At 66.5% G+C, this 26,778-nt stretch carries 28 protein-coding genes; 15 read left to right on the top strand and 13 right to left on the bottom strand.

Going from position 1 to position 26,778, the window contains the following annotated elements:
- Positions 1-269: 269 nt before the first annotated feature.
- Positions 270-1,094, bottom strand: coding sequence for a crotonase/enoyl-CoA hydratase family protein (locus C4F17_RS03280; RefSeq protein WP_106934263.1), 825 nt, complete (start codon positions 1,092-1,094; stop codon positions 270-272).
- A gap of 90 nt (positions 1,095-1,184) precedes the next feature.
- On the opposite strand from C4F17_RS03280, the gene C4F17_RS03275 reads away from it, so the two are divergent.
- Positions 1,185-3,053: a PhoX family protein gene (locus C4F17_RS03275; protein ID WP_106937423.1), complete on the top strand. Its 1,869-nt coding sequence runs from the start codon at positions 1,185-1,187 to the stop codon at positions 3,051-3,053.
- A 33-nt stretch (positions 3,054-3,086) separates the two neighbouring features.
- Positions 3,087-3,476 carry a DUF488 domain-containing protein gene (locus C4F17_RS03270; protein WP_106934262.1) on the top strand — a complete coding sequence of 130 codons (390 nt, stop codon included), beginning with the start codon at positions 3,087-3,089 and terminating at the stop codon, positions 3,474-3,476.
- A 12-nt stretch (positions 3,477-3,488) separates the two neighbouring features.
- Here C4F17_RS03270 and C4F17_RS03265 read toward each other — a convergent pair whose 3' ends face one another.
- Positions 3,489-4,097 (bottom strand): glutathione S-transferase, encoded by a 609-nt coding sequence (locus C4F17_RS03265; RefSeq protein WP_106934261.1) that lies wholly within the window; start codon positions 4,095-4,097, stop codon positions 3,489-3,491.
- A 126-nt stretch (positions 4,098-4,223) separates the two neighbouring features.
- Here C4F17_RS03265 and C4F17_RS03260 point away from each other — a divergent pair, with 126 nt between their 5' ends.
- Positions 4,224-4,682, top strand: a complete 459-nt coding sequence (locus C4F17_RS03260; protein WP_081269176.1) for an Lrp/AsnC family transcriptional regulator — start codon at positions 4,224-4,226, stop codon at positions 4,680-4,682.
- Between the two features lie 4 nt (positions 4,683-4,686).
- Here C4F17_RS03260 and C4F17_RS03255 read toward each other — a convergent pair whose 3' ends face one another.
- Positions 4,687-5,589: an SDR family oxidoreductase gene (locus tag C4F17_RS03255; protein ID WP_081269137.1), complete on the bottom strand. Its 903-nt coding sequence runs from the start codon at positions 5,587-5,589 to the stop codon at positions 4,687-4,689.
- Between the two features lie 167 nt (positions 5,590-5,756).
- Here C4F17_RS03255 and C4F17_RS03250 point away from each other — a divergent pair, with 167 nt between their 5' ends.
- Positions 5,757-6,638, top strand: a complete 882-nt coding sequence (locus tag C4F17_RS03250) for a CoA transferase (RefSeq protein ID WP_106934260.1) — start codon at positions 5,757-5,759, stop codon at positions 6,636-6,638.
- Between the two features lie 10 nt (positions 6,639-6,648).
- On the opposite strand, the gene C4F17_RS03245 is transcribed toward C4F17_RS03250, so the two are convergent.
- Together C4F17_RS03245 and C4F17_RS03240 are read right to left on the bottom strand one after the other, a co-directional pair.
- On the bottom strand, positions 6,649-7,554 hold the full coding sequence (locus C4F17_RS03245) for a hypothetical protein (protein ID WP_106934259.1): 906 nt from the start codon (positions 7,552-7,554) through the stop codon (positions 6,649-6,651).
- 37 nt (positions 7,555-7,591) lie between these two features.
- The gene (locus tag C4F17_RS03240) at positions 7,592-8,497 is read right to left on the bottom strand and encodes a DMT family transporter (RefSeq protein WP_234382515.1); all 906 of its coding nucleotides are present in this window, start codon (positions 8,495-8,497) and stop codon (positions 7,592-7,594) included.
- A gap of 401 nt (positions 8,498-8,898) precedes the next feature.
- On the opposite strand from C4F17_RS03240, the gene C4F17_RS03235 reads away from it, so the two are divergent.
- Positions 8,899-10,833: an EAL domain-containing protein gene (locus C4F17_RS03235; protein ID WP_106934257.1), complete on the top strand. Its 1,935-nt coding sequence runs from the start codon at positions 8,899-8,901 to the stop codon at positions 10,831-10,833.
- A gap of 32 nt (positions 10,834-10,865) precedes the next feature.
- Positions 10,866-11,873 (top strand): GGDEF domain-containing protein, encoded by a 1,008-nt coding sequence (locus tag C4F17_RS03230; protein ID WP_106934256.1) that lies wholly within the window; start codon positions 10,866-10,868, stop codon positions 11,871-11,873.
- A 20-nt stretch (positions 11,874-11,893) separates the two neighbouring features.
- Here C4F17_RS03230 and C4F17_RS03225 read toward each other — a convergent pair whose 3' ends face one another.
- The gene (locus C4F17_RS03225) at positions 11,894-14,299 is read right to left on the bottom strand and encodes a YgiQ family radical SAM protein (protein WP_106934255.1); all 2,406 of its coding nucleotides are present in this window, start codon (positions 14,297-14,299) and stop codon (positions 11,894-11,896) included.
- Positions 14,300-14,446: 147 nt separating this feature from the next.
- On the opposite strand from C4F17_RS03225, the gene C4F17_RS03220 reads away from it, so the two are divergent.
- Positions 14,447-15,397 carry a bifunctional helix-turn-helix transcriptional regulator/GNAT family N-acetyltransferase gene (locus C4F17_RS03220; RefSeq protein ID WP_106934254.1) on the top strand — a complete coding sequence of 317 codons (951 nt, stop codon included), beginning with the start codon at positions 14,447-14,449 and terminating at the stop codon, positions 15,395-15,397.
- Positions 15,398-15,439: 42 nt separating this feature from the next.
- On the opposite strand, the gene C4F17_RS03215 is transcribed toward C4F17_RS03220, so the two are convergent.
- The 4 genes from C4F17_RS03215 to C4F17_RS03200 all read right to left on the bottom strand — a co-directional run bounded on the left by C4F17_RS03215 (position 15,440) and on the right by C4F17_RS03200 (position 18,839).
- Positions 15,440-16,222 (bottom strand): 3-hydroxybutyrate dehydrogenase, encoded by a 783-nt coding sequence (locus tag C4F17_RS03215; protein ID WP_106934253.1) that lies wholly within the window; start codon positions 16,220-16,222, stop codon positions 15,440-15,442.
- A 46-nt stretch (positions 16,223-16,268) separates the two neighbouring features.
- Entirely contained in the window at positions 16,269-17,018 is a 750-nt protein-coding gene (locus C4F17_RS03210) for an acetoacetate decarboxylase (RefSeq protein ID WP_106937422.1), read from the bottom strand.
- Positions 17,019-17,098: 80 nt separating this feature from the next.
- Positions 17,099-18,229 carry a patatin-like phospholipase family protein gene (locus C4F17_RS03205; protein ID WP_106934252.1) on the bottom strand — a complete coding sequence of 377 codons (1,131 nt, stop codon included), beginning with the start codon at positions 18,227-18,229 and terminating at the stop codon, positions 17,099-17,101.
- Between the two features lie 160 nt (positions 18,230-18,389).
- The gene (locus C4F17_RS03200) at positions 18,390-18,839 is read right to left on the bottom strand and encodes a CHRD domain-containing protein (protein ID WP_081269127.1); all 450 of its coding nucleotides are present in this window, start codon (positions 18,837-18,839) and stop codon (positions 18,390-18,392) included.
- A 129-nt stretch (positions 18,840-18,968) separates the two neighbouring features.
- Between C4F17_RS03200 and C4F17_RS03195 the strand changes: the two genes are divergently transcribed.
- Positions 18,969-19,529, top strand: coding sequence for a DUF924 family protein (locus C4F17_RS03195; protein WP_106934251.1), 561 nt, complete (start codon positions 18,969-18,971; stop codon positions 19,527-19,529).
- Between the two features lie 5 nt (positions 19,530-19,534).
- Here C4F17_RS03195 and C4F17_RS03190 read toward each other — a convergent pair whose 3' ends face one another.
- Positions 19,535-20,458, bottom strand: a complete 924-nt coding sequence (locus C4F17_RS03190) for a YihY/virulence factor BrkB family protein (protein WP_172839879.1) — start codon at positions 20,456-20,458, stop codon at positions 19,535-19,537.
- A gap of 86 nt (positions 20,459-20,544) precedes the next feature.
- Between C4F17_RS03190 and C4F17_RS03185 the strand changes: the two genes are divergently transcribed.
- The 4 genes from C4F17_RS03185 to C4F17_RS03170 are packed head-to-tail and all read left to right on the top strand — an operon-like array spanning position 20,545 to position 23,214.
- The gene (locus C4F17_RS03185) at positions 20,545-21,111 is read left to right on the top strand and encodes a chromate transporter (RefSeq protein WP_081269125.1); all 567 of its coding nucleotides are present in this window, start codon (positions 20,545-20,547) and stop codon (positions 21,109-21,111) included.
- Complete coding sequence (locus C4F17_RS03180) at positions 21,108-21,707, top strand: chromate transporter (protein WP_081269124.1); 600 nt, start codon at positions 21,108-21,110, stop codon at positions 21,705-21,707. Before C4F17_RS03185 ends, C4F17_RS03180 begins: the two co-directional genes overlap by 4 nt.
- Before the next feature lie 41 nt (positions 21,708-21,748).
- Positions 21,749-22,717 (top strand): aldo/keto reductase, encoded by a 969-nt coding sequence (locus C4F17_RS03175; protein ID WP_106934250.1) that lies wholly within the window; start codon positions 21,749-21,751, stop codon positions 22,715-22,717.
- A 14-nt stretch (positions 22,718-22,731) separates the two neighbouring features.
- Positions 22,732-23,214 carry a DUF3237 domain-containing protein gene (locus tag C4F17_RS03170; protein ID WP_081269122.1) on the top strand — a complete coding sequence of 161 codons (483 nt, stop codon included), beginning with the start codon at positions 22,732-22,734 and terminating at the stop codon, positions 23,212-23,214.
- Between the two features lie 7 nt (positions 23,215-23,221).
- Here the strand turns inward: C4F17_RS03170 and C4F17_RS03165 are convergent, their stop codons facing one another.
- Positions 23,222-23,743, bottom strand: a complete 522-nt coding sequence (locus C4F17_RS03165; protein ID WP_106934249.1) for a GNAT family N-acetyltransferase — start codon at positions 23,741-23,743, stop codon at positions 23,222-23,224.
- A 43-nt stretch (positions 23,744-23,786) separates the two neighbouring features.
- Between C4F17_RS03165 and C4F17_RS03160 the strand changes: the two genes are divergently transcribed.
- The 3 genes from C4F17_RS03160 to C4F17_RS03155 all read left to right on the top strand — a co-directional run bounded on the left by C4F17_RS03160 (position 23,787) and on the right by C4F17_RS03155 (position 25,962).
- Positions 23,787-24,392 (top strand): helix-turn-helix domain-containing protein, encoded by a 606-nt coding sequence (locus C4F17_RS03160; RefSeq protein WP_106934248.1) that lies wholly within the window; start codon positions 23,787-23,789, stop codon positions 24,390-24,392.
- Positions 24,393-24,496: 104 nt separating this feature from the next.
- Positions 24,497-24,667 (top strand): hypothetical protein, encoded by a 171-nt coding sequence (locus tag C4F17_RS33080; protein ID WP_172839878.1) that lies wholly within the window; start codon positions 24,497-24,499, stop codon positions 24,665-24,667.
- A gap of 89 nt (positions 24,668-24,756) precedes the next feature.
- Entirely contained in the window at positions 24,757-25,962 is a 1,206-nt protein-coding gene (locus C4F17_RS03155; RefSeq protein WP_106937421.1) for an NAD(P)/FAD-dependent oxidoreductase, read from the top strand.
- 21 nt (positions 25,963-25,983) lie between these two features.
- On the opposite strand, the gene rlmB is transcribed toward C4F17_RS03155, so the two are convergent.
- Complete coding sequence (rlmB, locus tag C4F17_RS03150) at positions 25,984-26,730, bottom strand: 23S rRNA (guanosine(2251)-2'-O)-methyltransferase RlmB (RefSeq protein ID WP_081269119.1); 747 nt, start codon at positions 26,728-26,730, stop codon at positions 25,984-25,986.
- Between the last annotated feature and the right edge of the window lie 48 nt (positions 26,731-26,778).

Here is a 26,778-nt window from a genome sequence, read left to right as displayed (position 1 = left end):
AGGGCAAACACGGGGAAAGACGTGACCTTCTGCACAGAAACTGTGTCCAAATTCATTCATTTTCCCCTTAAAACAACTACTTTATTCTTACATAAACCAGTTTGAAATGCACTTCCCACGCGCCACAGGGGCTTCCGCGGCGATTTAACGAGCGCAAAACGTTTACAAAACGCAACGCGAGCGGTCCCGGAGTTACCGGCCGCTCGCGCAGTCCTGACTGTATGGCTGAATGAAGGTTGGCGGCCGCCCGCAGGCGAAGGCCGGCGGCGTCAGGCGGGCGTGTCGAAACGCGGGGCGCGCCGCTCGATGTTGGCCTTCACGGCCTCGACCTGGTTCGCGCTGCCGATCAGCGCCTGCTGCTCGACCGATTCGGCCATCAGCAGGTCGGCGGCACTCTGGTGCGCCGACGCATTCAGCAGCCGCTTGCCGGCGCGAATGGCGTCGGGGCTCTTGCCCGCAATCTCGTGCGCCATCTGCAGGGCATCGGCCAGCGGGTCGGCCGACAGCCGGGTTGCAAAACCGATCCGGAGCGCTTCCTCGCCAGAGAAGATGCGGCCGGTGAAGGTGAGTTCGCGCACCACGTCGGCACGCGCCAGTTCGCGCATCAGCACCATGCCGGCCATGTCGGGCACCAGCCCCCATTTGATTTCCATCACCGACAGCTTCGTGTCTGGCGCGACGACGCGGATGTCCGCGCCCAGCGCCACCTGCAGCCCGCCGCCGAAGGCCACGCCATGCACGGCCGCGATCACCGGCACTGGCACTTCCCGCCACACCATCGCGACCTGCTGCGCCGCATTCGAGATGCCGTGAGTACGCGCCAGCAGGTCGGTGCCAGAAGCGCCCTCGCCCAGCACGCCGGCCGCGCCCTGCTGCATGCGTTCGAACGACGCCATGTCGAGCCCCGCGCAGAAAGCCTTGCCGCGCCCGGAAATGACCACAGCCCGCGCCGCCTTGTCGTCGCGCAGCGCTTCGCCTGCGGCGATCAGCGCGTCGAACATGGCGGGGTCGAGCGCGTTCATCTTGTCGTCGCGCGAGAGCTGCAGTTCCACCACGCCGTCGGCGTGGCGGGTCCATTCGATGCGGTCGGTCATTCGATGTCTCCTGGGCGGTCCGGGCGCGAGTATCGCCCGGCACGGCGCTCGGCGATGATGGCGGCTGTCGCCTACACAACAGCTCCCGCCATGCCATTGGACCGCCGCCGCTTTCTTCTTCAATCGGGCTCCGCCGCCGCCGTCGTGGCGCTGTTCGGCCAAGGCTGCGCGGCACCCGCCGCCGGGAAAGCCGATGCCGGCGTGCTCGGCTTCACCGGCGTACCCGCCTCGCTGCGCGACGGCGTCGCCATACCGCCCGAATACGAATGGCAGCTGCTCTACCCCTGGGGCACGCCGACCGGCATCGCGGGCCGCATGCCGGCTTTCGCGACCGACGCCTCCAACAGCGCCGACGACCAAGCCGTGCAGGCCGGCATGCACCACGACGGCATGCATTTCTTCGCCCTCGACGCCAGCGGCGACCGCGGCCTGCTCGTGATGAACCATGAGTACACCGACGAGCAGCTGCTGCACGCCGACGGCGCCAGGCAATGGACGCCGGAGAAGGTCCGCAAGTCGCTCCATGCGATGGGCGTGTCGGTCATCGAGATCCGCCGCACGCCCGAAGGCTGGCGCCAGGTGCTGCCTTCGCAGTTCGCGCGGCGCGTGCACGGCAACACGCCGATGCGCATCGCCGGCCCGGCCGCCGGCACGCCGCTGATGCGCACTGCCGCCAACCCGGCGGGCGACGCGGTGTTCGGCACCTTCGCCAATTGCGCGATGGGCGTCACGCCCTGGGGCACCTACCTGACCTGCGAGGAAAACTTCCACGGCTATTTCGGCGGGCCGAAGGAAGCCGCCTCGCGCATGACGGCCGCGCAGCGCCGCTACGGTACGGTCCCGGGATCTCAGTGGGTGGAGTACTGGCGCTTCGACGAGCGCTTCGACCTGAGCCGGCATCCGAACGAGGCGCACCGCTTCGGCTGGGTGGTCGAGATCGACCCGTTCGACCCCACCGCCACGCCCATCAAGCGCACGGCGCTGGGCCGCAAGCGGCAGGAAAGCGCGACCTGCACCGTCGCGAAGGACGGCCGCCTCGTGGTCTACATGGGCGACGACTCCCGGTTCGAATACATCTACAAGTTCGTGAGCCGCGACAAGGTGCGCCCCGGCACCGATGCCGCCGCGCGGGCGGCCAACCGCCACCTGCTCGACGACGGCACGCTGCACGTGGCGCGCTACGACGCCGGCGGGCGCGGCCGGTGGCTGGAACTCACGCACGGCCGCGGCGGCCTAGACGCGGCCGGCGGCTTTGCCGACCAGGCCGAGGTGCTAGTCCACGCGCGGCTGGCCGGCGACGTGGTCGGCGGCACGAAGATGGACCGGCCCGAATGGATCGCGGTGCATCCGCAGTCCGGCGAGGTCTACGTCACCCTCACCAACAACAGCCAGCGCGGCGACGCCGGCAAGCCCGGCCCCGACGCCGCCAACCCGCGCGCCAACAACCTCTTCGGCGGCATCCTGCGGTGGCGCGAGGACGGCAGCGACGCCGCCAGCACCGGCTTCGCCTGGGACCACTTCGCACTCGCCGGCGATCCGGCGCAGCCCGGCAGCGGCGCACGCTATCCCGCGGCAGAGGCCGACAAGTTCGGCGCGCCCGACGGCCTGCACTTCGACCAGGGCGGGCTGCTCTGGATCCAGACCGACATGAGCGGCCAGGTGATCGGCAAGCCGCCCTACACCTCGCTGGGCAACAACCAGATGCTGTGCGCCGACCCGGCGTCGGGCCGCATCAAGCGCTTCCTGACCGGGCCGAACGGCTGCGAGATCACCGGCTGCGTGGTGGCGCCCGACCGGCGCACGCTGTTCGTCAACATCCAGCACCCGGGCGAGGCGCGCGACGACGGCGACAGCAAACACAACAGCGCCTGGCCCGACGGCACCGTGCCGGGCAGCGCGCGCCCGCGCTCGGCAACGCTGGCGATTCGGCGGCGGGACGGCGGCATCGTCGGCACCTGAGACACAGCCTTCAAGAGAAGAAAGGAAAGCCCCATGAGCATCCGCATCGTCCGCCTGGGCACACCGCGCGCCGATGGCGAAGGCCTGCGCGTCGGCACCGTGCGCCGTCCGCCGCGCGGCGTGCCGAAGACCGAGTTCGCATCGCAGAACTGGTACGACGTGTGGTACCCCAACCTCGCGCCGTCGGTCGAGACGATGAAGCAGGCGCAGGAAGCGCAGACGCCCGCGCAATGGAACGCCTTCGTGCGCAAGTTCAAGGCGGAGATGGCCGAGTCCGACGCGAGCCGCAGCCTCGACCTGCTGGCCGCGCTCTCGCACGGCACGGCCCTGTCGGTCGGCTGCTATTGCGAAGACGAGTCGCACTGCCACCGCTCCGTGCTGCGCAGCCTGCTGGCCGAGCGCGGTGCGGACATCGCGGACTGAAGGCCGCCGCCGTCAGACCTGCGGCGCGTCCAGGAACACCGGCAGGCTCTCCGCACGCGCGGCGTAGGCCGACAGCACTGGGAAGCCATCCGCCGCGATGACATCAGGCAGCATCAATTGCGTGAAAGACCAGGCCACCGCCGTCGAGACACCGGCCTGCGTCATCGTTTTCTCATCGGCGGGCAGCGGTGACGCCGCCACCTCGCGTTCGAGCGCCGCATAGGCCGCCACGAGCTGGCCGCGCACCCTGTCCACCCAAGGCTGGTGCAGCTTCTCGGCCGGCCGCAGGTTGTGCTCGTAGACGATCTGCACGGTCTTCTCGCAGGCCGCGAGCGCGAGCCCGGTGATGCGCAGGGCGCGCACCCGTTCGGCAAGCGCGGCAGGCATGAGGCTGCGGCCGCTCAGGGCCTCGGCGTAGTCGATGACGAGCGTCGAATCCATCAGCACCGTGCCGTCGTCGCAGACCAGCGTGGGTGCCTTCACCACCGGATTGATCCCGCGAAACTCTTCGAAGGTGCTGAAGACCGAGACCGGCCGGTGTTCGAAAGGCACGCCAAGGAGCCGCAGCGAGATGGCGGCGCGCCGCACGTAGGGTGAGTCGAGCATGCCGACGAGTTGCATGGGTTCTCCTGGAAAAGATGGTCCGCCACGTTACCCGGCACGCTTCTCGCGGCGAAGTGCAATCCATCGAAAATCGCCGCCTCGGACCGATCGATCATCGGCGGCGCAACCTTCCCCGACACGCACATGAACATCGACAAGAAAGACCGGCTGATCCTCGAAGCGCTGCAGGCCGATGCACGGCAGAGCCTGGCCGCGCTGGGCAAGCGCATCGGCCTGTCGCAGCCGGCCATGAGCGAGCGGGTGCGCAAACTGGAGGAAGCGGGCGTGATCGAAGGCTACGGCGCGCGCGTCAACCTGCGCGCGCTGGGCGTGGGCCTGCAGGCCATCATTCGCATCGAGACCACGCATGCGGGCATCGCCCGCTACCTGAAGCTGTTCGAGGCCATGCCCGAAGTGCTGAGCGCCGACCGCGTCACAGGGGAAGACTGCTTCATCGTGCGCTGCGCGATCGCGGAGCCGGCGGACCTGGAGCGCGTGGTCGACGCGCTGGCGGTCGACGGCGCGGTGACCACGTCGCTGGTGCTGTCGAGCCCGGTCAACAAGCACGTCACCGTGCATGCGGCCCGGCCGCCGAAGAAGTAGCCCGTCAGCGCTGCGCCTTGTCCTTCTGGTTCTGCGCCTCGATGCGTTCGCGCGCGGCCTGCCAGTCGGCGTCGCTCCACTGGCGCAGTTCGTAGAAATTGCCGCCGGTGGCCAGGGCGTTGCCGCCGTCCATCATGATGCTCTGGCCGGTGAGCCAGTCGCACTGGCCGGGCGCCATCAGGAAAGAAGCCAGGTTCTGCAGCTCGCTCATGCGTCCGGTGCGCGCCATCGGGTTGGTCTGCTTGCTGCGCGCGCCGGGCTCTTCGCCGGGGTTCAGGCGCTTGCTCATGCCTTCGGTGGGAATCTCGCCGGGGCCGACCGCATTCAGGCGGATGCCGTGCCGCGCCCACTCCACCGCGAGCGACTTGGTCATCACCTCGATGCCGGCCTTGCTCATGGCCGAGGGCACGACGTAAGGACTGCCGTTGTCGACCCAGGTGACGATGATGCTCATCACGCTGCGGAAGGCGTCGCCCTGCTTCCACTCGCCCGCCTTGGCCTGCGCCACCCAGCGCTTGCCCACGGCCTGCGTCACGTAGAAGCTGCCGTGGAACACGATGTTGGCGATGGCGTCGAAGGCGCGCGGCGAGAGGTTCTCGGTCGGCGAGACGAAGTTGCCCGCCGCGTTGTTGACCAGCCCGGTCAGGCCGCCGCTCTGGAACAGGCTCTCGACCATTTCGTCGACCTGCTGCGCGATGCGGATGTCGACGCCGAAGGTGTCGATGCGCCGGCCCGGAAACTGCTGGCGCCATTGCGCGGCCGTTTCCTCGCAGACCGACTGGCGCCGCCCGCAGATGGCGACGTCCGCGCCCAGGCTCAGGAAGCGCTCGGCCATCGCGCGGCCCAGGCCGGTGCCACCGCCGGTCACGAGAATGCGCTGGCCGCTCATCAGGGAAGCTTCAAACATGGTTCGTCTCCTGTCGTTTGCATGTGGTCGGGGCAGCGGCAAGGGAGTTGGCTGCCACCGGCACATGCTACGCGCGGGCCTGCATTCCGGCTTGCGGGAAGTGGCTCCTGTGCACCCCGCGCCCCGGGTGAGAATGTGCGAAACGAGTTTCCTGGAGACAACAGCCGATGCCCGATTCCACAAGCCCCGCCCATGACCACGCCGCACCGCTGGAGGGCGTGCGCGTCCTGAGCCTTGCGCTGAACCTGCCCGGCCCGGCCGCGCTGCTGCGGTGCCGCGGCATGGGCGCCGCCTGCCTCAAGCTGGAGCCGCCCGGCGGCGATCCGATGGCGCTGTACAACCGGCCGGCCTACGCGGCACTGCACGAGGGCGTCGAGATCCGCGCGGTCGATCTGAAGAGCGAAGCCGGGCAGGAACAACTGCATGCCGAGCTCGCGGCGACCGACGTGCTGCTGACCTCGTTCCGCCCGTCCGCATTGGCCAAGCTCGGGCTCGACTGGCCGGCGCTGCATGCGCGCCACCCGAGGCTGTCGCAGGTCGCCATCGTCGGCGCGCCGGGCGAACGCGCCGAGGAGCCGGGCCATGACCTGACCTACCTCGCGGAAAGCGGGCTCGTGACAGGCACCGAGTTGCCGCCCACGCTCTACGCCGACATGGGCGGCGCCCTGCTCGCGAGCGAGGCGGTGCTCAAGGCGATGCTGCTGCGGTCGCGCAAGGCCGGCGGCGTGTACCTCGAAGTCGCCCTGAACGCATCGGCCGACTGGCTGGCCCTGCCCCGCGCCTGGGGCCTGACGCAGCCTTCGGGCGCGGTCGGCGGCGCGCACGCGGGCTACCGCGTCTACCCCTGCGCCGACGGCAGGGTGGCGGTGGCTGCGCTCGAGCCGCATTTCGCGGCCCGGCTCTGCGAGGCCGCGGAGATTGGCTCGCGCGACATGATGGCGCCGGCCACGCACGAGGCGCTGGCCGACTGGCTGGCAACGCGCACCCGCGCCGAACTCGAAGCCATGGCCCGTGAGCGCGACGTGCCGCTGCTCACGCTGGACGGATGATCGGGCCGATTCAGCGCGTCGCCACGCCGTCGCGCTGCCGGTCTTCGCGCTTGAGCGCGAGATACGTGTCGAGGTCGACCTCGTGCAACTGGCGCGGGTACTGCTCGGCCGCGGCGAACCAGCGGCGCTGGCGGCGGTCGGACTGGTCGGAGCCGGGTGCCGCGAGGTAGGCGTCCAGCGTCAGGAAGTAGCGCATCGCGTTGCGTTCCACCAGCCCGCGCAGGCCGCGGATGTAGTCGGGCTGGCCCTCCGGCGTCTTGCCGACCACGGTGAAGCCCACCTTGTCGCTGCCGAAGGTCGCGAGGTAGGCCATGGTGCCCAGCCGGACCATCGCGTTGTGGTCGTAGCTGTAGCTGAAGTGCAGGAAGCTCTTGTGCTCGTCCAGCGCCAGGGCCTCGAGCTTGACGTGGTAGTTGCTCGTGCCCAGCGGCCCGCTCTCGGCCGACAGTTCGACCGACAGATGCTCCGGCGAGGCACCCGCGACGCGGTAGACGAACGGCAGCTCGAAGGCCTGGTCGATCGGCTTGTCGTAGCGCCGCACCACGTAGAGCGTGATCAGGTCGCGTCCTTGCGGCCCGCTGGCCACCGTGCAGCGCCGGTTGTTGATGTGCAGGGTCAGCACCTCGCACCAATGGGCCGATCCCTTGAGCGTGCTGCTGATCTCCTGCAGCGGATGGTCGACCAGGGCATAGACGTCGCCTTGCAGGCCGTCGGCCGTCTCCAAGGAGTCGATCTGCACTGGACGCCCGAAGCTGCTGTGCTCGAGCCTGTCGCTCAGGCGCTGGTGGGTGGCACGCAGCGTCTGGGCGGCTGGCGATTCGGGCGGGGCGGCAAGCCCCGCCGACGAAGCTGCGATCAGCAGCGCGCCCGTGAAGGAGCGCAACCATGGAACCGGCAGGTGGGGCGAACTGCTCATGGGGCCACACCATACAACGGAAGGTCCAGGCGTGCCTTCAGTCGGCCTGCGCGGATCTGCCGCGCCGCACCAGCAGCAACATCGCGCCCGCAAGCAGCACCGCGCCCGCCCACTGGCGCGGCGCCATCGGCTGGGCGAGCAACGCGGCGGCCAGCAGAGCGGCCACCAGCGGCTCGACCAGCGTGCCGATCACCGCCGAGGTCGGCGACAGTCGCCGCGCGCCCCAGGCAAAGGCCAGGTACGCCACCGAGGTCGTCACCACGCCCGTATAGCCCACCGCGAGCCATTGCGCGCCGCCTTCGGGCCAGGTGATGCCGCCGGGCCACGCAACAGCCAGCATGCATGCGGCCGCGGCCGTCATGCCCCAGGCAGATGCCGTGGCGGCCGGCACCCTCGCCGGCATGCGCGCGTTGCCCAGCACCACCATCGCATAGCAAAAGGCCGAGGCCAGAGACCAGGCCACGCCGGCCGCATGCCCCGGCGCGAGCGGCCCCCACCCCGCGGACGGCATCACCAGCAGCAGCACCCCGGCAAGCGCGAGCAGCAGTCCCGCGAGCAGGCGCGCGCCGAAGCGCTCGTAGCCGCGCAGCACCGACACCAGCGCGACGATCACCGGGGCGCAGCAGATCGAGATCACGGTCGGCAACGCGGCACCCAGATGGGAAATACCCGTGAACCAGCAGCTCACGTTGAGCGCCATCGCGGCGCCGGTTGCCAGCAGCTGCAGGCGCTCCAGGCCCGTCAGGTCGGCCCACCGCCCCTGCGCGCTCGCCGGGGTTCGCCAATGCAGCCACCACAGCAGCGGCAGGCCCAGCGCGAAGCGCGCCAGCGACAGGCTCTGCGGCGCGATGCCGCCCTCGATCAGGAATTGCGCAACCAGGGCACCACCGCCCCACAGCGCGCCAGCCAGCAGCACGCCGCCCCAGGCCAGGGCGACAGACATTCTTGCGTTCATTGTTGAAAGTTCTCCATGACGCCCGCCAGAGCCGATCGGCTGCGACCGGAAGCGGGCATGACCGTCCATGCCGCGTCGCGCCCCGAGGCGGACAGCGGCGACCACTTGTGTGCCAGAGCGCTGCGCCGGAAGGCGCGCGCCTCAGCTGCGGGTCGATGGAGGAGGAGAACGGTACAGGGCCATGGCGCGCATCTTAGAACGCACGAACTGGCGCCCGCAAACGCGCTCACGGCCTCCTGGCAGGCGGAATCAAGGACAAATGTCGGGTGTGCAGGAACTCGACGAGTTGAAAGACTCCCGGCACCCATTTCAAAAATATTGTCGAACGCGGGGACGGGAGCGGTAGCCCAGACCCTGCGTTGGAGGACGACGTAGTGCAGGAAATTTTCATGGCCGCTTGGCAAGCCGAGCTGGCAAATTACCCGTTGCTGATTCTTCAGGCAGCGGCTCTCCTCGGAATATTGAGCATCACCCTGCTGCTCTCCCGAACACCCACCGAAAGAGTCGAATCGAGAACGCTTCTGTACGGCTCGGTTTTCGGCATCACCAGCTTCGCCCTGATCGCCCTGTCCTCTCAATTTTTCAACCTGCCCTCAAAGCCCTATCTCTCGTCCGATCTGCTCTTCCTCGGAGGCCTGCTGGGAGGATGGAGAGGAGGAACGATAACGCTGGCCCTGACGATTTCAGCGCGCCTCATATTTGGCGGCTTCAACCAGGTGGAAGCGTTTCTGCTGGATATGTCGATAACCACCGCGGGCGGCATCATCGCGCATTTCGTCTACAGCAAAAAGCCGCTGATGCAATTTGGGTGGAAAGAAGTATTGAAAATATGGAGCGCCCGAATAGCATGCTCCATGTTTTCGAGTGGCGTCATATTCTTATTGAAACTGGTCCCGCCCAAGGTGAGTGCGCATGTCACTGCATTGCAGATAGTCGGATTCAGCACTTCACTTTTCATTTTGGGTTGCGTCATAGCCTTGCTGCGCGTGGACGCACATATCAGGGATTCCTATTTTCAGCGAATGAAAATGTACCGCACGGACCTTCTCAGCGGACTGCCCAATAGAAGAGCATTGAGCGAGTATCTTGAAACAATTCTCCACAAAAACCAGTCGCAGCATGTGCTTCTCACATTCGAGGTCGGAAATCTCAAGGAAATGGTCCGCATTCTGGGGCACGACTGGACGGATAAATTCTGGGGCCGTCTGGCGAGCCAGTTGACGAATCAAGAAACCCTCAAGATGACCTCGAACGAGAAATCGAATTGCTTTCAATTGTCCGACCTGGCATTGGCCTTTGTTGTGCAGGAAACCTGCGTCGCCCAGATAGAAAATTGCCAGCTCGTGCCTCGTCTGTACGCCGACGTCATGGAGCACCTGCAAGTTGCCGGGGGCCCTTACTCCAATGTGCAACTGCGTTGCGGCGTTACGAATGTGCGAACGGCAGATGACGCAAACGCCTCATCCGTTCTGAGAAACATCAGCCTGGCGCTCCAGAGCAGCAATCAACAGATCAGGTATTTTCACGATTCTTTTTCTGCCCAGGCTGACAAGGACGCAAAAGTCCACGAGTTGATCATTGGCTGGATTCGCAATATCAATCCGCCATTGAACTACCAGCCGAAGTTCAACCTGGAGACCCGGGTGATCTGCGGTGCCGAGGCGCTGCTGAGAGCGCACTCCGCGGAAGGCCTGCCCCTGTCCCCGCTTTACGTGCTGGATGTTGCAACCCGCTACCAGCTGCTGCTGAAACTCGAGTGGTGTACCGTCGAAATGGTGATTCGGGAACTGGCCCAGTGCATGGCCAAGGGTTTTCACACCCCGTTGTCGGTCAACATATCCGCGGCATCCATCACGGTACCGGACTTCGGCGAGCGAATTCTGGATCGCCTGGATCGCTACCGTGTGCCCTCCGAAATGCTATCGATTGAAATCATCGAATCCGGGCAGGTACCGGACATCGACACCGTGAAGGAGAACATCCATAAATTGAATTCGGCGGGTGTCGGGTTATCTCTCGATGATTTCGGCGCTGGATATTCCACGCTGACCACCCTGGCCAAGATCCCCTTCGACGAAGTGAAGATCGACTATGCAATGGTCTCGATGATCGAACAACCGCGCATGAACAAGGCAATCGGCCTGGCCCTGGAAAGTGCGACGAGATACGGCGCCAGGCTTGTCGCAGAGGGAGTCGAAACCGAAACCCAGCTGGAAATACTCGTCAAAATGGGCATCAAATTCGGCCAGGGCTACCTTTTTTCCAAGGCAGTGCCCATGAATGACCTGATCGAACTGTCAAAATTGGAAAAACATGTGCAATAGCATGCGCCGATAGCCTTGCGATTGCGCAGATCATGAAAAACGAAGACACACGAGTGAATGAATTCCGATTGCTTATCAAGCCTCTGTCGCTCGGAATGCAATTGGGCGGCATGGTTCTGGTTGCAATGGTATGGATTCTTGCGGATGAATCCTATCAATACGACCATCGATGGATAATTTTGCTTGCGGCCCTTACCGTCACCTCGGTTTTTGCAAGCTGGAAAATAGCATTTTTCTCATTTTTTTCCATCACGACCGTCTGGCTGCTATGCATTGCGCTCACGCTGCTGGCCGAACCCAGCATCAATAGAAATCACTGGATGGCGGTGCTGAGCATCGGCGTATCTCTGGCGGTAGCGCCCGTCTTTTCCCGGACCAGCGAATACATCATCGTGTCCATCGGCATTTGGCTCATTTTCGGCAAAGGGTCGCTGATAAATGCGCCATTCGGCGGAGATGTGAAATGGGCATGGCTTTCAATGTCAGCCGCGATCATGGTCGGCGTGTTCTTGAACGCACTCTTCGCCCGAATCCATCGCCAAAGCATTGTGCTTCGCGACAAGCTCGTGGATCTGGCCTTCACCGATGCGCTGACCGGCATCGGCAATCGCAGGAAGTTCCTGAGCGATGTCGATGAAGCCCAGAAGTCAAGCGATGCGAGTTCCGCTTGCCTGCTCATGCTCGACATCGACAACTTCAAGCGCATCAATGACGATTTCGGCCATCCGATGGGCGACGAAGTCCTTCGGCAGGTAGCTCAAGCCATCCGCCGATCCGTCGCGGATGAGCCATGCGGGCGGCTGGGGGGCGAGGAGTTCGGAATCTTCCTTACCCAGGGAGGCGAAGAGCGGGCGGCCACGGTGGCCACCCAGATCCTGGCCCGGATACGCGAACTGGACGTGCTCGACCGAAAAATCACCGCCAGCGTCGGCATTTCAAGAATGAGCGATGAGCAGTCGTTTTCCGAATTGATGAGAGCTGCCGACGAAGCGCTCTACGTCGCCAAAAGCCGCGGCAAGGATTGCTTCGCGGTCTTCTGACGCGATGCGGCTCGCGCGGCTCAGCGCGGCTTGCGGATGTTGCCGCGCACCGGACCGCCCGATGGCTTGCGCGAGCTCGAACCCGAGCCGTTGTCGCGCGGCGGCAGGCCGGTGTGCTGCGTGAGGATGCGGCCCTTCGAAGGCTTCACCGGTGCCAGCTTGACCGGTGCGGCCTTGGCGGTGGCCGGCGCAGCGGTCGAATTCTTGCGCCGCGCGCTCGTGTATCCGCCGTCGGTCAGCGGCTGCCAGGTCGGAATGAGGTGGTGCTTGCCGTTGCCGATCAGGTCGGCACGGCCCATGCTCTTGAGCGCCTCGCGCAGCAGCGGCCAGTTGTTGGCGTCGTGGTAGCGCAGGAAGGCCTTGTGCAGGCGGCGGCGCTTGTCGCCACGCACGATGTCCACCGTCTCGCTCTCGCGCGTGATCTTGCGCAGCGGGTTCTTGTTGGTGTGGTACATCGTCGTCGCGGTGGCCATGGGCGACGGGTAGAAGGTCTGCACCTGGTCGGCGCGAAAGCCGTTCTTCTTGAGCCAGATGGCGAGGTTCATCATGTCCTCGTCGCTGGTGCCCGGATGCGCGGCAATGAAGTACGGAATGAGGTACTGCTTCTTGCCCGCCTCGGCCGAGTATTTCTCGAACATCTGCTTGAACTTGTCGTAGCTGCCGATGCCGGGCTTCATCATCTTGGTGAGCGGGCCCTGCTCGGTGTGCTCGGGCGCGATCTTCAGGTAGCCGCCCACGTGGTGCTGGACCAGTTCCTTCACGTACTCGGGCGACTGCACAGCCAGGTCGTAGCGCAGGCCCGAGCCGATGAGGATCTTCTTGATGCCCTTCAACGCACGCGCCCGGCGGTAGATCTTGATCAGCGGGTCGTGGTTGGTGTTGAGGTTCGGGCAGATGCCCGGGTACACGCAGCTCGGCTTGCGGCAGGCCGATTCGATTTCGGGCGACTTGCAGCCGATGCGGTACATGTTGGCCGTGGGGCCGCCGAGGTCGGAGATAGTGCCGGTGAAGCCCTTGACCGAATCGCGGATGGCCTCGACCTCCTTGATGATCGAGTCTTCGGAGCGGCTCTGGATGATGCGGCCCTCGTGCTCGGTGATCGAGCAGAAGGTGCAGCCGCCGAAGCAGCCGCGCATGATGTTCACGCTGAAGCGGATCATTTCCCACGCGGGGATCTTGGTGGCGCCGTCGTGGCTGCCGTTCTCGTCGGCGTAGCGCGGATGGGGGCTGCGGGCGTACGGCAGGTCGAACACGTAGTCCATCTCGGCCGTGGTGAGCGGAATGGGCGGCGGGTTGATCCACACGTCGCGCGCCGTGGCGCCTTCGCCGTGCGCCTGCACCAGCGCGCGGGCGTTACCGGGGTTGGTCTCCAGATGCAGCACGCGGTTGGCGTGCGCGTAGAGCACCGGGTCGCTGCGCACCTGCTCGTAAGCCGGCAGGCGGATCACGGAACGGTCGCGCGGCGGTACGCTGATCTTGCCGCGCGGCTGCAGCGCTGGGTTCGGCACGAAGTTCAGCGGCTTGATGGCGGGGTTGACCACCGAGGCGCCTGCCGGGCCGGCGGCTTCCGCGGCCTTGGCGACGGCCTGCGCCTCGTCTTCCTTGGCGCAGGTGGCGCCGTTGGCCTTGGCCTGGTCGGACACCATCAGATACGGATTGACGTGCGCCTCGACGCGGCCTGGTTCATCCACGCTGGTGGAGTTGATCTCGAACCAGCCGTCGGGGGTTTCGCGCCGCACGAAGGCGGTGCCGCGCACGTCGGTGATCTGCTGCACCGGCTCCTTGGCGGCCAGGCGGTGCGCGATCTCGACGATGGCGCGCTCGGCGTTGCCGTACAGCAGCAGGTCGCACTTGGCGTCGACCACGATGGAGCGGCGCACCTTGTCCGACCAGTAGTCGTAGTGGGCAATGCGGCGCAGGCTGCCTTCGATGCCGCCGAGGATGATCGGCACGTCGTTCCAGGCTTCCTTGCAGCGCTGCGAATACACGATGGCCGCGCGGTCGGGGCGCGAGCCGCCGACGTCGCCGGGGGTGTAGGCATCGTCGCTGCGGATCTTGCGATCGGCCGTGTAGCGGTTGATCATCGAATCCATGTTGCCGGCGGTCACGCCGAAGAACAGGTTCGGCTTGCCCAGCACCTTGAAGGGCTCGGCGCTCTGCCAGTCGGGCTGCGCGATGATGCCCACGCGGAAGCCCTGCGCCTCGAGCATGCGGCCGATCACCGACATGCCGAAGCTGGGATGGTCGACATAGGCGTCGCCCGTGACCACGATGATGTCGCAGCTGTCCCAGCCGAGCGCTTCCATTTCCTTGCGCGAGGTCGGCAGGAACTTGGCCGTGCCGAAACGGGCCGCCCAGTACTTGCGGTAGCTGGTCAGCGGCTTGGCGGCGCGCGCGAAAAAGGAGACGTCGACGGGGGCGTTCATCGGTGGGGGCAGTCGGCGCCTTGGGCGCGCCGTTGTGGGCAACCCTCGATTTTAGGGTTTTCCACCTCCCCTGTCGCTCTAAACATCCTGTGACCATGCCGTCGGCAGGACTTCGATTGGTTGCCAAAGTCAATCAATCAAATGACAATGGCAAGCATGTCCACGACTTCAACTCCCGTCGATCCCGCCGCCGTCAAGGCGATCCGGCAGTTCAACCGCTTCTATACGCGCCGCATCGGCGCACTCGATCCGTACCTCGGCAGCCCCATGTCGCTGACCGACGTGCGCGTGCTGTACGAGCTGGCCCACCGCGAAACCGCGGTCGCCAGCGAGATCGGGCGCGACCTCGGGCTCGATGCGGGCTACATGAGCCGCATCCTGCGCCGCTTCGAATCCGAAGGCTGGCTCACCCGGGAGCCCCATCCGCGCGATGCGCGCCAGAGCGTGCTGCACCTGACCGAAGCCGGCCACGCCGCATTTGCGCCGTTGCAACAGAAGTCGCGCGAGGAAGCCGCCGCGCTGCTCGATCCGCTCGCGCCGTCGCAGCGCCAGCAATTGGTTCAGGCCATGGGCACGATGCAGTCCCTCCTCGACCCCGATGCCGCGCCGCCCAAGCCCCAGGCCGCCATCCTTCGCGACCCGGCGCCCGGCGACATCGGCTGGGTGGTACAGCAGCACGGCGAGATCTACGCGCGCGAATACGGCTGGAACAGCAAGTTCGAGGCGCTCGTGGCCGGCATCGCGAGCGAGTTCCTGCTGAAGTTCCAACCCGAATGGGAGCGCTGCTGGATCGCCGAACTCAACGGCGAGCGCGTGGGCGCGATCTTCGTGGTGCGCAAGTCGGCCACGGTGGCGCAACTGCGCATGCTGATCCTGACGCCCGGTGCGCGCGGCCTCGGGCTCGGCGGCAAGCTGGTCGACGAGTGCATCGCCTTCGCGCGGCTCAAGGGCTACAAAAAGATGGTGCTGTGGACCAACAGCTGCCTGGCGGCTGCTCGCGGCATCTACGCCAAGCGCGGGTTCCAGCTCACGCAGTCGGAGCCGCACGAGGGCTACGGCTCGCCGCAGGTGGGCGAGACCTGGGAGCTGAAGCTGTAGTTGGTTGGTCTTGCTCCTTCCCCCGCCGGGGGAGGGAGAAACTCACTGCATGAACCAGCCGTGGCTCACGACCAGCGACTGGCCCGTCAGCGCATTCGTCGGGAACCCCGCGAACAGCAGCGCCACGCGCGCCACGTCTTCCGTGGTCGTGAATTCGCCATCGACCGTTTCCTTGAGCATCACGTTCTTGACGACTTCCTCTTCGCTGATGCCCAGCGTCTTGGCCTGTTCGGGAATCTGCTTCTCGACCAGCGGCGTGCGCACGAAGCCCGGGCAGATCACGTTGGCGCGCACGCCGTGCTTGGCCCCCTCCTTGGCGACCGTCTTGGCCAGGCCGATGAGGCCGTGCTTGGCGGTGACGTAAGGCGCCTTCAGCAGCGAAGCTTCCTTCGAGTGCACCGAGCCCATGTAGATCACGCTGCCGCCACGGCCTTGCGCGTACATGTGCTTCAGGCAGGCCTTGGTGGTGAGGAACGCGCCGTCCAGGTGGATGGCGAGCATCTTCTTCCAGTCGGCAAAGCTGAACTCTTCCACCGGATGCACGATCTGGATGCCGGCGTTGCTGATGAGGATGTCGATGCCGCCGAAGGCCTTCGCGCCCTCTTCCACCGAGGCATTCACCTGGTCTTCGTTGGTCACGTCGACCGCCACGCCGATGGCCTGCGCGCCGGAGGCCTTGAGCTCGGCCGCGGTGGCGTCGGCAGCCTGCTTGTTGAGGTCGGCAATGATGATCTTCGCGCCTTCCTGGGCGAACAAGATGGCGATTTCCTTGCCGATGCCGCTGGCCGAGCCGGTGATGTAGGCGACCTTGTCCTTGAGTTGCATGGTGAGCGTTCCTTGAGAGAGTTGGGTTGGAAGATGAGTGCGGAAATCAGGCGAGGTAATCATGCTCGACCGTGCCCAGCGCGAGCGTCATGTCGGCGATGTAGTGCACGGCCGACTCGACCTTCAACACCGGCAGGTCGGCCACCGGCGCCAGCGCATGCGGATGCAGCTCGAGCGACGCGGGGCCGCCCCAGGCACCGTGCAGCGTCACGTCGACCATGTGGTAGCGCACCAGCTCGCAGATGCGCGCCGTGCCGTCCACATGCGGAATGATCTTGAGCAGGAAGTTGGGCTGCGCGATGCCCGCGAGGATGGGCTCCGGGTCGAGCGCGCGGTGCTTGAAGCCCATGGTGGCCTTGGCCACGCGCACCTTGCCGTAGTCGAGCGTGCCGACGACCACGTCGGTCTCATAGTCGAGCACCGGCGACGCGAGCTTCTTGGGAAAGCCCCAGAGCTCGCGGCCGCCGGCAATGGGCGGATGGTCGTTGAGGTACATGGCGTGCACGTACGCGCCCTTCTCCACGCCCTTGGCGGTGCGCAGTTGCACCGGAATGACCTGGCCCGATTCGGTGTAGTCGCCGAAGCCGGTGGAGTCGGGCATGCGGATGAACTCGTACTTGACCAGCGGCTCGACCACCTCCAGCGGCTCCGGCACAACGGCGCGCAGGGCGTCCATGTCGGTGCGGTAGGTGACGATGAGAAATTCACGCCGCACGAAGCGATAGGGTCCGGGCGGAAAGGCGGGGCTCGTCAGCGGCATCGCGAATGCCGTTCGTCGCACGTCTTCAATGTTCACGAACATTTCCTCCTGTTGAAGTGACGGGCCCAGTCTGGCGCTGGTTTCTTAGTCGAGGCTGAACTCTCCGGATACGCCGTTCATCGTGCAAGGCCGGGCCGCTTCACGCGCCCCGAGCCGTGCTCGCCGAGGTCGAAAGTGGTCACGCCGTTGACGGTGGCGTCGGCGCGCAGCAGTTCGGGGTGCGCGAGCGTGCTGCGCATGTCGCGCACGCCGGACTCCCAATGCTCCTCGACGGCGGCGCGCGAGAACTCGTAGTCTTTCGATTCGAGCTCGTAGGGCTTGTCGCGGTAGATCAGATGGAAGATGTCGATCGGCTCGTGCGTCAGCTGCGACTGCACCGCCAGCACGCTCGGGTCGTTGCGCAGGCTGGCGGGCAGCTTGGTGATGAGGTCGGCAATGGCCTGCTGCAGGTTCATGTTGGCCGCCAGCGCGTCCGTGTTCATGCGGGTGCGGCTCGAGTAGGTGATGTCCTTCTGGCGCTCCAGCACGCCGGCCATGGTGCGGGGCATTTCACCGCGCGCGTTGAACAGGTCGACCTGCAGCACCACCAGCGGCTCGGTGCGCGGATGCAGGTCCAGCACGTACTGCAGCGGCGTGTTCGACACGATGCCGCCGTCCCAGTAGTCGTCGCCGTCGATGCTCACCGGCGCGAAGCCGGGCGGCAATGCGCCGCTGGCCATGATGTGCTCCGGCCCGATGGACTGGCGCGTGTTGTCGAAGTACACCGAGTTGCCGGTGCGCACGTTGACAGCGCCCACGCTGAAGCGCGCCTCGCAGGCATTGATGCGGTCGAAATCGACGAGGCGCTCCAGCGTGGACTTCAGCGGCGAGGTGTCGTAGTAGCTGAGCAGCGGCGCCGCCCCGCCCATCAGCAGGGCTGGCGAGTAGCGCGGCTCGAAGAAGCCCGGAATGCCCACCAGCGAAGCCATGGTGGCGCTGTACTGGTTCTGAGCTGCCCGGTCGCCCAGCCACGAAGGCAGGCGCTGCGAAGCTCCGGAAGACACGAGGTGCCAGAACTCGCGCAGCCGGTCGACACGCTTTTCCGGGGCATTGCCTGCGATCAGCGCCGCGTTGATGGCGCCGATGGAAACGCCGGCGATCCAGTGCGGCTCGAGTTCGGTCTCGCTGAGCGCGGCGAACACGCCGGCCTGGTAGGCGCCGAGCGCGCCCCCACCCTGCAGCACCAGCGCCTTGCGGGCGGTGCGCATGTCTTCGCGGCGCGAAGCAAAAGGGTTCAGGGGCTGGGAGGACTGAGAGGACTGAAAGGAGGCGCCACGGGTTTTTTTCTTGGGTGGTGTCGTCGTCATGCGTTCATTTGACCCCAGCTCCACGACACCAACCTGACCAGGGGTCTTGCCCCTGGCGAAATCACATCTTCGGCAGCATCTGCCCGCGAATCTCGCCGCCGGGGTTGGCCGCGGTGTGCACGTTGGCGTACCACTTGCCAGCACTCAGGTCGGCGGCCTGGGCCGGAGTGAGCGTGGCCTGGCCTTCGATCGGGCTCGCCGGATTGGCAAAGGGCAGCACCACGCCGGCGTTGGCACCCGCGGCGGCGGGGCCGTGGAAGTGCGCCATGGTGGCGGGGCCGCTCAGGCCGGTGTAGGTGATCTTGTACTTGAGCACGTTGGTGTCGCGGTCGAGCCAGGCCTCGGCCATGCCGCTGCCGCGCGTCATGTTGGGCGGGACTTCGCTGGCCGCATTCATCGCGCCGCTGAAGCTCGCGACGTTCGACTTCGACATCATTCCGCAGCCGACCAGCGCGGCACTGGCCACGCCTGTAATGAGGGCTGCGCGCAAAAAGGTGCCATATTTGGTCATGAGCTTTATCTCCTGGGTTGTGTAAGCGACCACAGCATAGGCAGCACGGCGGCACTTGTCTTGTCGGCCATCGCCCCGACTTCCCCCGGCACCAGGCGCCCGGAAAGCGGCCTGAAAGACAATCCGGCGATGAGTTCTCCGACCCCCACCCCGCTTCCCACGGCCCGAGAAGTGGCCGACTTCTGGCGCGACGCCGGCCCTGAACGCTGGTTTGCCAAGAACGACGAATTCGACGCCGCCTTCATCGCCCGCTTTGCCGACGCCCACCAGGCCGCGGCCCGCGGCGAACTCGATGATTGGGCGCAGGACGCCCAAGGCGCGCTGGCCCTGCTGGTGCTGCTCGACCAGTTCCCCCGCAACGCCTGGCGCAACAACCCGCACATGCTCGCCACCGACGGCAGGGCCCTGGCAGTGGCAAAGCAAGCGGTGGCCGCCGGGCTCGACCAGCAGGTTGCCGCCGAACTGCGGCCTTTTTTCTACCTGCCGTTCATGCACTCCGAGGTGCTGGCCGAGCAGCAGCGCTCGGTCGAACTCAATGCCGCGCTGGACGCCAACACGCAGCGCTTTGCCGTGCTGCACCGCGACATCGTCGCGCGCTTCGGCCGCTTTCCGCACCGCAACAGGATGCTGGGGCGTGAATCGACTGCGCAGGAGCAGGAGTTCCTGGACCAGGGCGGCTTCGCGGGCTGACCCGCTCAGTTGTCGTTCTGCGCCAGCGGCACGTCGCGTGTCGGCGAGGGATTGAGTTCCGTCGCGCCCTTCTTGTCCTTCATCGATCCGTAGGTGCGCGCATAGACCCATGTGAACTCGGCGCCCAGCAGGAAGATCTGCGCCGAGTAATACACCCATACCAGCACCACCACCAGCGAACCCGCCGCGCCATAGCCCGAGGCCACGCTGCTCTTGCCGATGTACAGCCCGATCAGATGCTTGCCCACGGTGAAGAGCAGCGCGGTGACCGCCGCGCCCACCCACACGTCGCGCCACTGCACCTTGGCGCGCGGCATGATCTTGTAGATCATCGCGAAGATCACCGTCACCATCGCGAAGCTGAAGACGAAGTTGACCACCTGCGCGGTGGTCTCCCAGGCGCCGAACATCGGCGACCACCACTTGCCCAGCGCCGCCAGCGCCGCGCTGGCCACCAGCGACACCATCAGCAGGAAGCCGATGCCCATGATCATGCTGAACGACAGCAGCCGCACGCGCAGCATGTTGAACAGGCCGCTGTTCTTGACGCGGGCCGGCGCGCGCCAGATGCGGTCGAGCGCGTCCTGCAGTTCGCCGAACACGGTGGTCGCGCCGACCACCAGCAGCCCGATGCCGATGACCGTGGCCACGACGCCCTCGGTGGGCTTGTTGACGGCCTTCAGCATGCCCTGGACCGCCGCCGCGCCCTGCTCGCCCATCAGCCCCGAGAGCTGCGCGAAGATCTCCCCGCGCGCCGCCTCCTGGCCGAAGACCAGCCCGGCCACGGCGATCACGATCAGCAGCAGAGGCGCGATCGAGAACACGGTGTAGTAGGCCAGCGCGGCCCCCATGCTCGGCGCGTAGTCGTTCGACCAGGAGTTGAAGGCCTTCTTGCAAAGGTCGAAGAGCGCGCGTAGTTGCATGAGCATGGTTGTAGTTTCCCTGTGGAGGCGTCCGGGATCTTGTCAGTACGATGCCCGGCGCGTTGAAAGCCTGACTACGATAATCGCTCCACATGCACCCGTCTCCACCAGCCCAGCCGCAGTCGCCGCGCGACCTGTTCTTTTCGTTCACCTGGCTGGCGCTGCAAGGCTTCGGCGGCGTGCTGGCCATCGTGCAGCGCGAGATGGTCGAGAAAAAGAAATGGCTCACGCCCGAGCAGTTCCTCGAGGACTGGGCCGTCGCCCAGGTGATGCCCGGCCCCAACGTGATCAACCTCGCCCTGATGATCGGCGACCGCTACTTCGGGCTGCGCGGCGCCCTGGCGGCGGTGGCGGGCATGCTGGCCATTCCGCTCGTCGTCATCCTCGCGCTGGCCGTGCTCTATGCCCACTACGCCGGCAACCCGCAGGTGGCGGCCGCGCTGCGGGGCATGGGCGCGGTGTCGGGCGGGCTGATCGCGGCCACCGGCATCAAGCTGGTGCCGCAGTTGCGCAAGCACCCGCTGGGCTTTGCCACCTGCCTGGGATTCATGGCGCTGGTGTTCTGCGCCATCGCGCTGTTCAAGATTCCGCTCGGCTGGGTGCTGCTGGTGCTCGGCGGCGTGGCCTGCGTGTGGACCTGGAAGAAGATACCGGCATGACCATCGCGATGCACTGGCACGACTGGCTGGCCCTCTTCGGGCAGTACATGCTGCTTTCGCTGCTGTCGATCAGCGGCGCGATCACCACGGTGCCCGACATGCACCGCTACCTGGTGGCGCAGCACGGCTGGCTCACCGACGCGCAATTCAGCTCCTCCGTGGCCATCGCGCAGGCAGCGCCGGGGCCCAACGTGCTGTTCGTGGCGCTGATGGGCTGGAACGTCGGGCTCAACGCGGGCGGCGGCATCGGCGGCGGGCCGGGGGCGTGGCTGCTGGGCTTCTTCGGGCTGCTCGTCACCATGGTCGGCATCATGCTGCCGAGCACCACCCTCACCTACTTCGCCACGCGCTGGGGCCACCGCAACCGCACCCGCCGCGAGGTGCGTGCCTTCAAGCAGGGCATGGCGCCCGTGGTGGTGGGACTGCTGATCGCCACCGGCTGGGTGCTGGCGGCGGGAAACCATGCCGGCAATGCGCCCGCCTGGCACCTGTGGCTGCTGACCGGCGCGGCCGCGCTTATCGTCTGGCGCACGCGCATCCATCTGCTGTGGCTGCTCGGTGCCGGTGCGGTGCTGGGCGCCATCGGCTTCGTCTGACCATTTATTTCCTCAACGCTTTTCTTCGGGAACACCAACTCATGTCGCAACTTCGCCCGCTCGGCCGCTCCGGCCTCCTGGTTTCGCCGCTCGCCTTCGGGGGCAACGTGTTCGGCTGGACCGTCGACGAGGCTGCCTCGTTCAAGCTGCTCGACGCGTGGCTCGACGCCGGCTTCAACTTCGTCGACACCGCCGACGTGTACTCGGCCTGGGTGCCGGGCCACACGGGCGGCGAGTCCGAGACCATCATCGGCAAGTGGCTCAAGCAAAGCGGCAAGCGCAACCGCGTGGTGCTGGCCACCAAGGTCGGCAAGCCGATGGGCGAAGGCAAGGTGGGCCTGTCGCCCAAGTACATCCGCGAGGCGGTCGAGGCTTCGCTCAGGCGCCTGCAGACGGACCACATCGACCTCTACCAGTCGCATGACGACGACGCCAACACGCCGCTCGAGGAGTCGCTGCGCGCCTTCGACCAGCTGATCCAGGAAGGCAAGGTTCGCGCGATCGGCGCGTCGAACTACACGGCGCCGCGGCTGGCCGAAGCGCTGGACGTGTCCGAGAAGCTCGGCATCGCCCGCTACGAGAGCCTGCAGCCGCTCTACAACCTCTACGACCGCGCGGTGTTCGAGGACGCGCTGGAGCCGCTGTGCCTGAAGCGCGAGGTGGGCGTGATCAACTTCTACGCGCTGGCCGCCGGCTTCCTCACGGGCAAGTACCGCACGGAGGCCGACGCGAGCAAGAGCGCCCGCGGCGCCAACACCACCAAGAAGTACCTCAACGAACGCGGCCTGCGCATCCTCGACGCGCTCGACAAGGTGGCCCAGCAGTACAACGCCAAGCCCGGCCAGGTGGCCATCGCCTGGCAGATCGCGCGCCCCGGCGTGACGGCGCCGATCGCCAGCGCGACGTCGATCGCGCAGCTCGAGGAACTCGTGGTCGCGACGCAGCTGAAGCTGGACGCGGGCACCATCGAGATGCTCGACCGCGCCAGCGCCGAAACCGCCGCGGCCTGAGGAAGGAGCGAGTGATGAGCGTGTTCGATTTCAACGATATCTCCGCCCCTTCGCTCGAGCACTTCGCCGACCTGCGCGTCGAGGTGGGCACGCCGCAGGTGCTGGGCGGCACCCCGCGCGGCATGCGCCGCGTGGTGCCCATCACGGGCGGCGAGGCCACCGGGCACGGCTGGCGGGCGCGCGTTCTGCCGGGCGGCTGCGACTTCCAGTTGATCGTGAGCGAAACGCTCTCCGAGCTCGATGCGCGCTACGCCCTGGAGACCGACTCAGGCGACCTGATCTACGTGCAGAACCAGGCCATGCGCTCGGCCACGCCCGAGGTCATGGCCCGGCTGCTGCGAGGCGACCCCGTCGACCCGACGCAGGTGTACTTCCGCTGCAACCCGCGCTTCGAAACCACTTCGCCGTCGCTGAAGTGGATCAGCGAACGCATGTTCACCGGCGCCGGCATGCGCAAGCCGTCCGAGGTGGTGATGCGTTTCTACACGCTGGTCTAGCGGGCGCTCAGCCGTCGACCGGGTTCAGCGGCGTCGCCAGGATCCGCTGGTAGAAGGCCACGTCGAGCCAGCGGCCGAACTTGAAGCCGGCCTGGCGCACGGTGCCGGAATGCTCGAAGCCCAGCCGCTCGTGCAGCGCGATGCTGCCGGCGTTGGCGGCATCGATGGCGCCGACCATCACGTGCACGTCGCGCGCAATGGCCTCGGCAATGATCGCCTCCATCAGCGTGCGGCCCAGGCCCGCGCCGCGGTGGGCGCTGTCGACGTACACCGAATGCTCGACCGTGTACTTGTAGGCGGGGAAGGCGCGGAACGCGCCGTAGCTGGCAAAACCCAGCAGCTTGCCCTCGTCGTCCACCGCGCCGATCACCGGAAAGCCGTTCGCACGCTTGGTGGCGAACCAGGCAACCATGTTCTCCGGCGTGCGCGGCTTGTAGTCGTACAGCGCGGTCGAGGTGACGATGGCTTCGTTGAGGATGGCAAGAATCGCCGCGGCGTGCGCTTCTTCGGTGCAGGGGATGAGCCGCATGATGTTCCTTGAGTCGTCCAATATAAGAGAATAATAATCTCATATGGGAAACACTTCATCCACCTCCACCGCCTCTTCTACACAGGGCGCTGCCGATGGCATCGACGCACTCATCGCCTCGCGGCTGCTGGCGCTGCGGCAGGCACGGACGCTCAGCCTTGCCGAACTGGCCGAGTTGTCGGGGGTCAGCAAGGCCATGATCTCGAAGGTGGAGCGTGCCCAGAGCAGCCCCACGGCCGTGCTGCTGGGCAAACTGGCTGCGGGGCTGGGCGTGCCGCTTGCGCAGTTGCTGACAGAAGAAAAGGACAGTCCCCAGCGCCTGCGAACAAGGGCCGAGCAGCACGTGTGGCGAGATCCCGAAGCGGGCTACCTGCGCCGCCAGGTGGCGGAGCGCCACGCGGGCAGCGGTGTCGAACTGGTCGAGGTCGAGCTGCCGCGTTCGGCGCAGGTCAGCTATCCGCGGTGGAGCGGCAAGCCGTATCGACAATGCCTGTGGATGCTCGAAGGCGCGCTCCGCGTGGACTACGGCGACGAGCGTTTCGAGCTTGGGCCGGGCGACTGTCTCGACTTCGGCGTGGACAGGCCGCTGGCGTTCAAGGCGCTGGGTCGCGGAGCCTGCCGCTACCTGCTGGTGGCGAGCCCGTCCTAGCCCATCGGTAGGCTGGCTCCCACATGGACAGGCGGCGCGGGCCGCCTCGAAGCCTCGCGCCGGCCGGGATACTGCAACGCATCTCAGCTTCCGGAGGAACGGCGATGTCCTTTGCGCTTTACATGATCGGTTTCTTGATCTTCCTGGGCGGCCTCGTCTGGGGAGCCACGGTGTTGGGCGTGCCGACGCTCTACATCGGCATCGGTGCGGTGATCCTGCTCGGGATCGGCATCTTCAGCGCGGTCGGCCGCACCCGCGGCAAAGACCCGTCCTGAGTTCACACAGGCTTCACGCCGCACGCACAGCGGCTGGCTAACTTCGCTGCGCACCGCAGACCGCGGTGCGTATCGAACACAGCCAGCCCATGCCATCTTCTTCCTCGAGTTTCTTCGCCCCCCTCGATTCATCCCTGATCACCCCGCCGCATGCGGCGCCGGTTGCATCGCCAAGCAGCGGCGGCGCAGGCATCAAGGTCGATCTTCTCGTGGTGGGTGCCAGCTTTGCCGGGCTGGCCTGCGCCCGTGCCGCGGCCCTCGCCGGACTCAGCGTGATGGTGCTGGAGAAGAAGGCCAGCGCCGGCAGCAAGCTCCACACCACCGGCATCATCGTCAAGGACGCAGTCGACAGCGTGCCATGGCTGGCAGAGGTGCCGCCCGCGCTGGTGCGCCGCATCGACGGCGTGCGGTTGTATGCGCCCAACATGCGCCATGTGGACCTGCACGCGCCGGGCTACTGGTTCTGGGCCACCGACGCCCCCTCGCTGCTCGACTGGATGGTGGACTCGGCGCGGGCCTGCGGTGTCGACGTGCGGCTCGGCACGCTGTTCGAACAGGCGCTGTGGATCAATGGACGCTGGGAGGTGCCGGTCACGCATGGCCCCTGCATCACTGCCACCTACCTCGTAGGCGCGGACGGTCCGCATTCGCGCGTGGCCAAGGCGCTGGGCCTGTCGCGCAACACGCGCTTCCTGTACGGCGTGGAACATGAGTACCGGGGTGCGCGCATGGAGCCCGGCCTGCTGCACTGCTTCATCGACAGCAAGCTGGCGCCCGGGTACATCGGCTGGGCGCTCGACGGTGTCGGCGTGAGCCAGATCGGGCTGGCGCGCCGCGTGGTGCCCGGCGACGCCCAGGCGCTGCGGCTCGATCCGCTGCTGCGCAAGATCGCCTCGGTCGTGTCGCCGGGCGATTCACCGCCCGTCGCGGTGCGCGCCGGAATGATCCCGTGCGGCGGCGTGCTGCCGAGGGTCGCGCGTGAACGGGCGCTGCTGGTGGGCGACGCCGCCGGCATGGTGTCGCCGGTGACCGCGGGCGGCATCCACACCGCGCTGCAGCACGGCGAACGCGCGGGCGAGGCAGTGGCGCGATTCGTGCGAAAAGAAGTCGACGATCCGGCCATCTGGTTCGTGCGCAGCTACCCCAGCTTCCTGCTCAAGCGCACGCTGCGCTGGGCCTTCGACAATTTCCAGAGCGACTGGATGTTCAACCACCTGCTGGGCACGCCGCAGATGCGGCGCGTGGCGGAACTCATCTACTTCCACCGCAAGGGCGGCCCGCCGCCCCAGGCCTAGGCCTAGGCCAGGAAGCGGCGCTCAGGCGCCGCGCTGGCGCATCGCCTCGTAGAGGCACACGCCGCTGGCCACCGAGACGTTCAGGCTCTCCACCGCGCCCGCCATCGGAATGCTCACGAGCTCGTCGCAGGTCTTTCGCGTGAGCTGGCGCATGCCCTCGCCCTCGGCGCCCAGCACCAGCGCCAGCGGGCGCTTGAAGTCGCTCTGGTAGATCGTGCCCGGCGCGTCGTCGCTGGTGCCCACGCACCAGATGCTGCGTTCCTTGAGTTCGTTCAGCGTGCGGGCGAGGTTGGTCACCATGAAGTACGGCACCGTCTCCGCGGCACCGCTCGCCACCTTGGCAACCGTGGCATTGATGCCGGCCGCATGGTCCTTGGGAGCGATCACCGCATGCGCGCCGGCCCCATCGGCCACGCGCAGGCAGGCGCCGAGGTTGTGCGGATCGGTCACGCCGTCGAGCACCAGCAGCAGCGGCACCGTGCCGGCCTCTTCGAGGCCTTCGAGCAACTCATCGAGCGAATGGACCTGGGCCACGGGTTCGACCCGCGCCACCACGCCCTGGTGACCGTGGCTGCCGCTGAGCTTGGACAACCGCAGGCCGTCGGCCTCGACCAGCCGGACGCCGGCTTCTTGCGCACGCGCAATGAACTGTTTCATGCGCGCATCGCGCCGGCTGGCGTCGAACATCACTTCGAGCACCGATTTAGGCGCGGTCTTGATGCGCACGCCCACGGCATGGAAGCCGAAGATCACTTTTGGGGAAGACATCCCGTGATTATCCCTACCCCCAGGCTTGCCCACTTCGTGTGGCCTCCT

This window comes from Variovorax sp. PMC12 (assembly GCF_003019815.1).
Lineage (GTDB): Bacteria > Pseudomonadota > Gammaproteobacteria > Burkholderiales > Burkholderiaceae_C > Variovorax.
This window is presented reverse-complemented; position numbering and strand designations above follow the sequence as displayed.

Excerpts from the sequence above, each read along its gene's own strand:
- C4F17_RS03260 (WP_081269176.1), top strand. The coding sequence starts at position 4,224 with ATGAACATCGACAAGAAAGACCGGCTGATCCTCGAAGCGCTGCAGGCC.
- C4F17_RS03245 (WP_106934259.1), bottom strand. The coding sequence starts at position 7,554 with ATGAGCAGTTCGCCCCACCTGCCGGTTCCATGGTTGCGCTCCTTCACG.
- C4F17_RS03165 (WP_106934249.1), bottom strand. The coding sequence starts at position 23,743 with ATGCGGCTCATCCCCTGCACCGAAGAAGCGCACGCCGCGGCGATTCTT.
- C4F17_RS03190 (WP_172839879.1), bottom strand. The coding sequence starts at position 20,458 with ATGCTCATGCAACTACGCGCGCTCTTCGACCTTTGCAAGAAGGCCTTC.
- C4F17_RS03215 (WP_106934253.1), bottom strand. The coding sequence starts at position 16,222 with ATGCAACTCAAGGACAAGGTCGCCTACATCACCGGCTCGGCCAGCGGC.
- C4F17_RS03280 (WP_106934263.1), bottom strand. The coding sequence starts at position 1,094 with ATGACCGACCGCATCGAATGGACCCGCCACGCCGACGGCGTGGTGGAA.
- rlmB (WP_081269119.1), bottom strand. The coding sequence starts at position 26,730 with ATGTCTTCCCCAAAAGTGATCTTCGGCTTCCATGCCGTGGGCGTGCGC.
- C4F17_RS03195 (WP_106934251.1), top strand. The coding sequence starts at position 18,969 with ATGAGTTCTCCGACCCCCACCCCGCTTCCCACGGCCCGAGAAGTGGCC.
- C4F17_RS03250 (WP_106934260.1), top strand. The coding sequence starts at position 5,757 with ATGCCCGATTCCACAAGCCCCGCCCATGACCACGCCGCACCGCTGGAG.
- C4F17_RS03240 (WP_234382515.1), bottom strand. The coding sequence starts at position 8,497 with ATGTCTGTCGCCCTGGCCTGGGGCGGCGTGCTGCTGGCTGGCGCGCTG.
- C4F17_RS03160 (WP_106934248.1), top strand. The coding sequence starts at position 23,787 with ATGGGAAACACTTCATCCACCTCCACCGCCTCTTCTACACAGGGCGCT.
- C4F17_RS03255 (WP_081269137.1), bottom strand. The coding sequence starts at position 5,589 with ATGTTTGAAGCTTCCCTGATGAGCGGCCAGCGCATTCTCGTGACCGGC.
- C4F17_RS03230 (WP_106934256.1), top strand. The coding sequence starts at position 10,866 with ATGAAAAACGAAGACACACGAGTGAATGAATTCCGATTGCTTATCAAG.
- C4F17_RS03270 (WP_106934262.1), top strand. The coding sequence starts at position 3,087 with ATGAGCATCCGCATCGTCCGCCTGGGCACACCGCGCGCCGATGGCGAA.
- C4F17_RS03275 (WP_106937423.1), top strand. The coding sequence starts at position 1,185 with ATGCCATTGGACCGCCGCCGCTTTCTTCTTCAATCGGGCTCCGCCGCC.
- C4F17_RS03175 (WP_106934250.1), top strand. The coding sequence starts at position 21,749 with ATGTCGCAACTTCGCCCGCTCGGCCGCTCCGGCCTCCTGGTTTCGCCG.
- C4F17_RS03205 (WP_106934252.1), bottom strand. The coding sequence starts at position 18,229 with ATGCGCACCGCCCGCAAGGCGCTGGTGCTGCAGGGTGGGGGCGCGCTC.
- C4F17_RS03180 (WP_081269124.1), top strand. The coding sequence starts at position 21,108 with ATGACCATCGCGATGCACTGGCACGACTGGCTGGCCCTCTTCGGGCAG.
- C4F17_RS03200 (WP_081269127.1), bottom strand. The coding sequence starts at position 18,839 with ATGACCAAATATGGCACCTTTTTGCGCGCAGCCCTCATTACAGGCGTG.
- C4F17_RS33080 (WP_172839878.1), top strand. The coding sequence starts at position 24,497 with ATGTCCTTTGCGCTTTACATGATCGGTTTCTTGATCTTCCTGGGCGGC.
- C4F17_RS03235 (WP_106934257.1), top strand. The coding sequence starts at position 8,899 with ATGGCCGCTTGGCAAGCCGAGCTGGCAAATTACCCGTTGCTGATTCTT.
- C4F17_RS03155 (WP_106937421.1), top strand. The coding sequence starts at position 24,757 with ATGCCATCTTCTTCCTCGAGTTTCTTCGCCCCCCTCGATTCATCCCTG.
- C4F17_RS03220 (WP_106934254.1), top strand. The coding sequence starts at position 14,447 with ATGGCAAGCATGTCCACGACTTCAACTCCCGTCGATCCCGCCGCCGTC.
- C4F17_RS03185 (WP_081269125.1), top strand. The coding sequence starts at position 20,545 with ATGCACCCGTCTCCACCAGCCCAGCCGCAGTCGCCGCGCGACCTGTTC.
- C4F17_RS03265 (WP_106934261.1), bottom strand. The coding sequence starts at position 4,097 with ATGCAACTCGTCGGCATGCTCGACTCACCCTACGTGCGGCGCGCCGCC.
- C4F17_RS03170 (WP_081269122.1), top strand. The coding sequence starts at position 22,732 with ATGAGCGTGTTCGATTTCAACGATATCTCCGCCCCTTCGCTCGAGCAC.
- C4F17_RS03225 (WP_106934255.1), bottom strand. The coding sequence starts at position 14,299 with ATGAACGCCCCCGTCGACGTCTCCTTTTTCGCGCGCGCCGCCAAGCCG.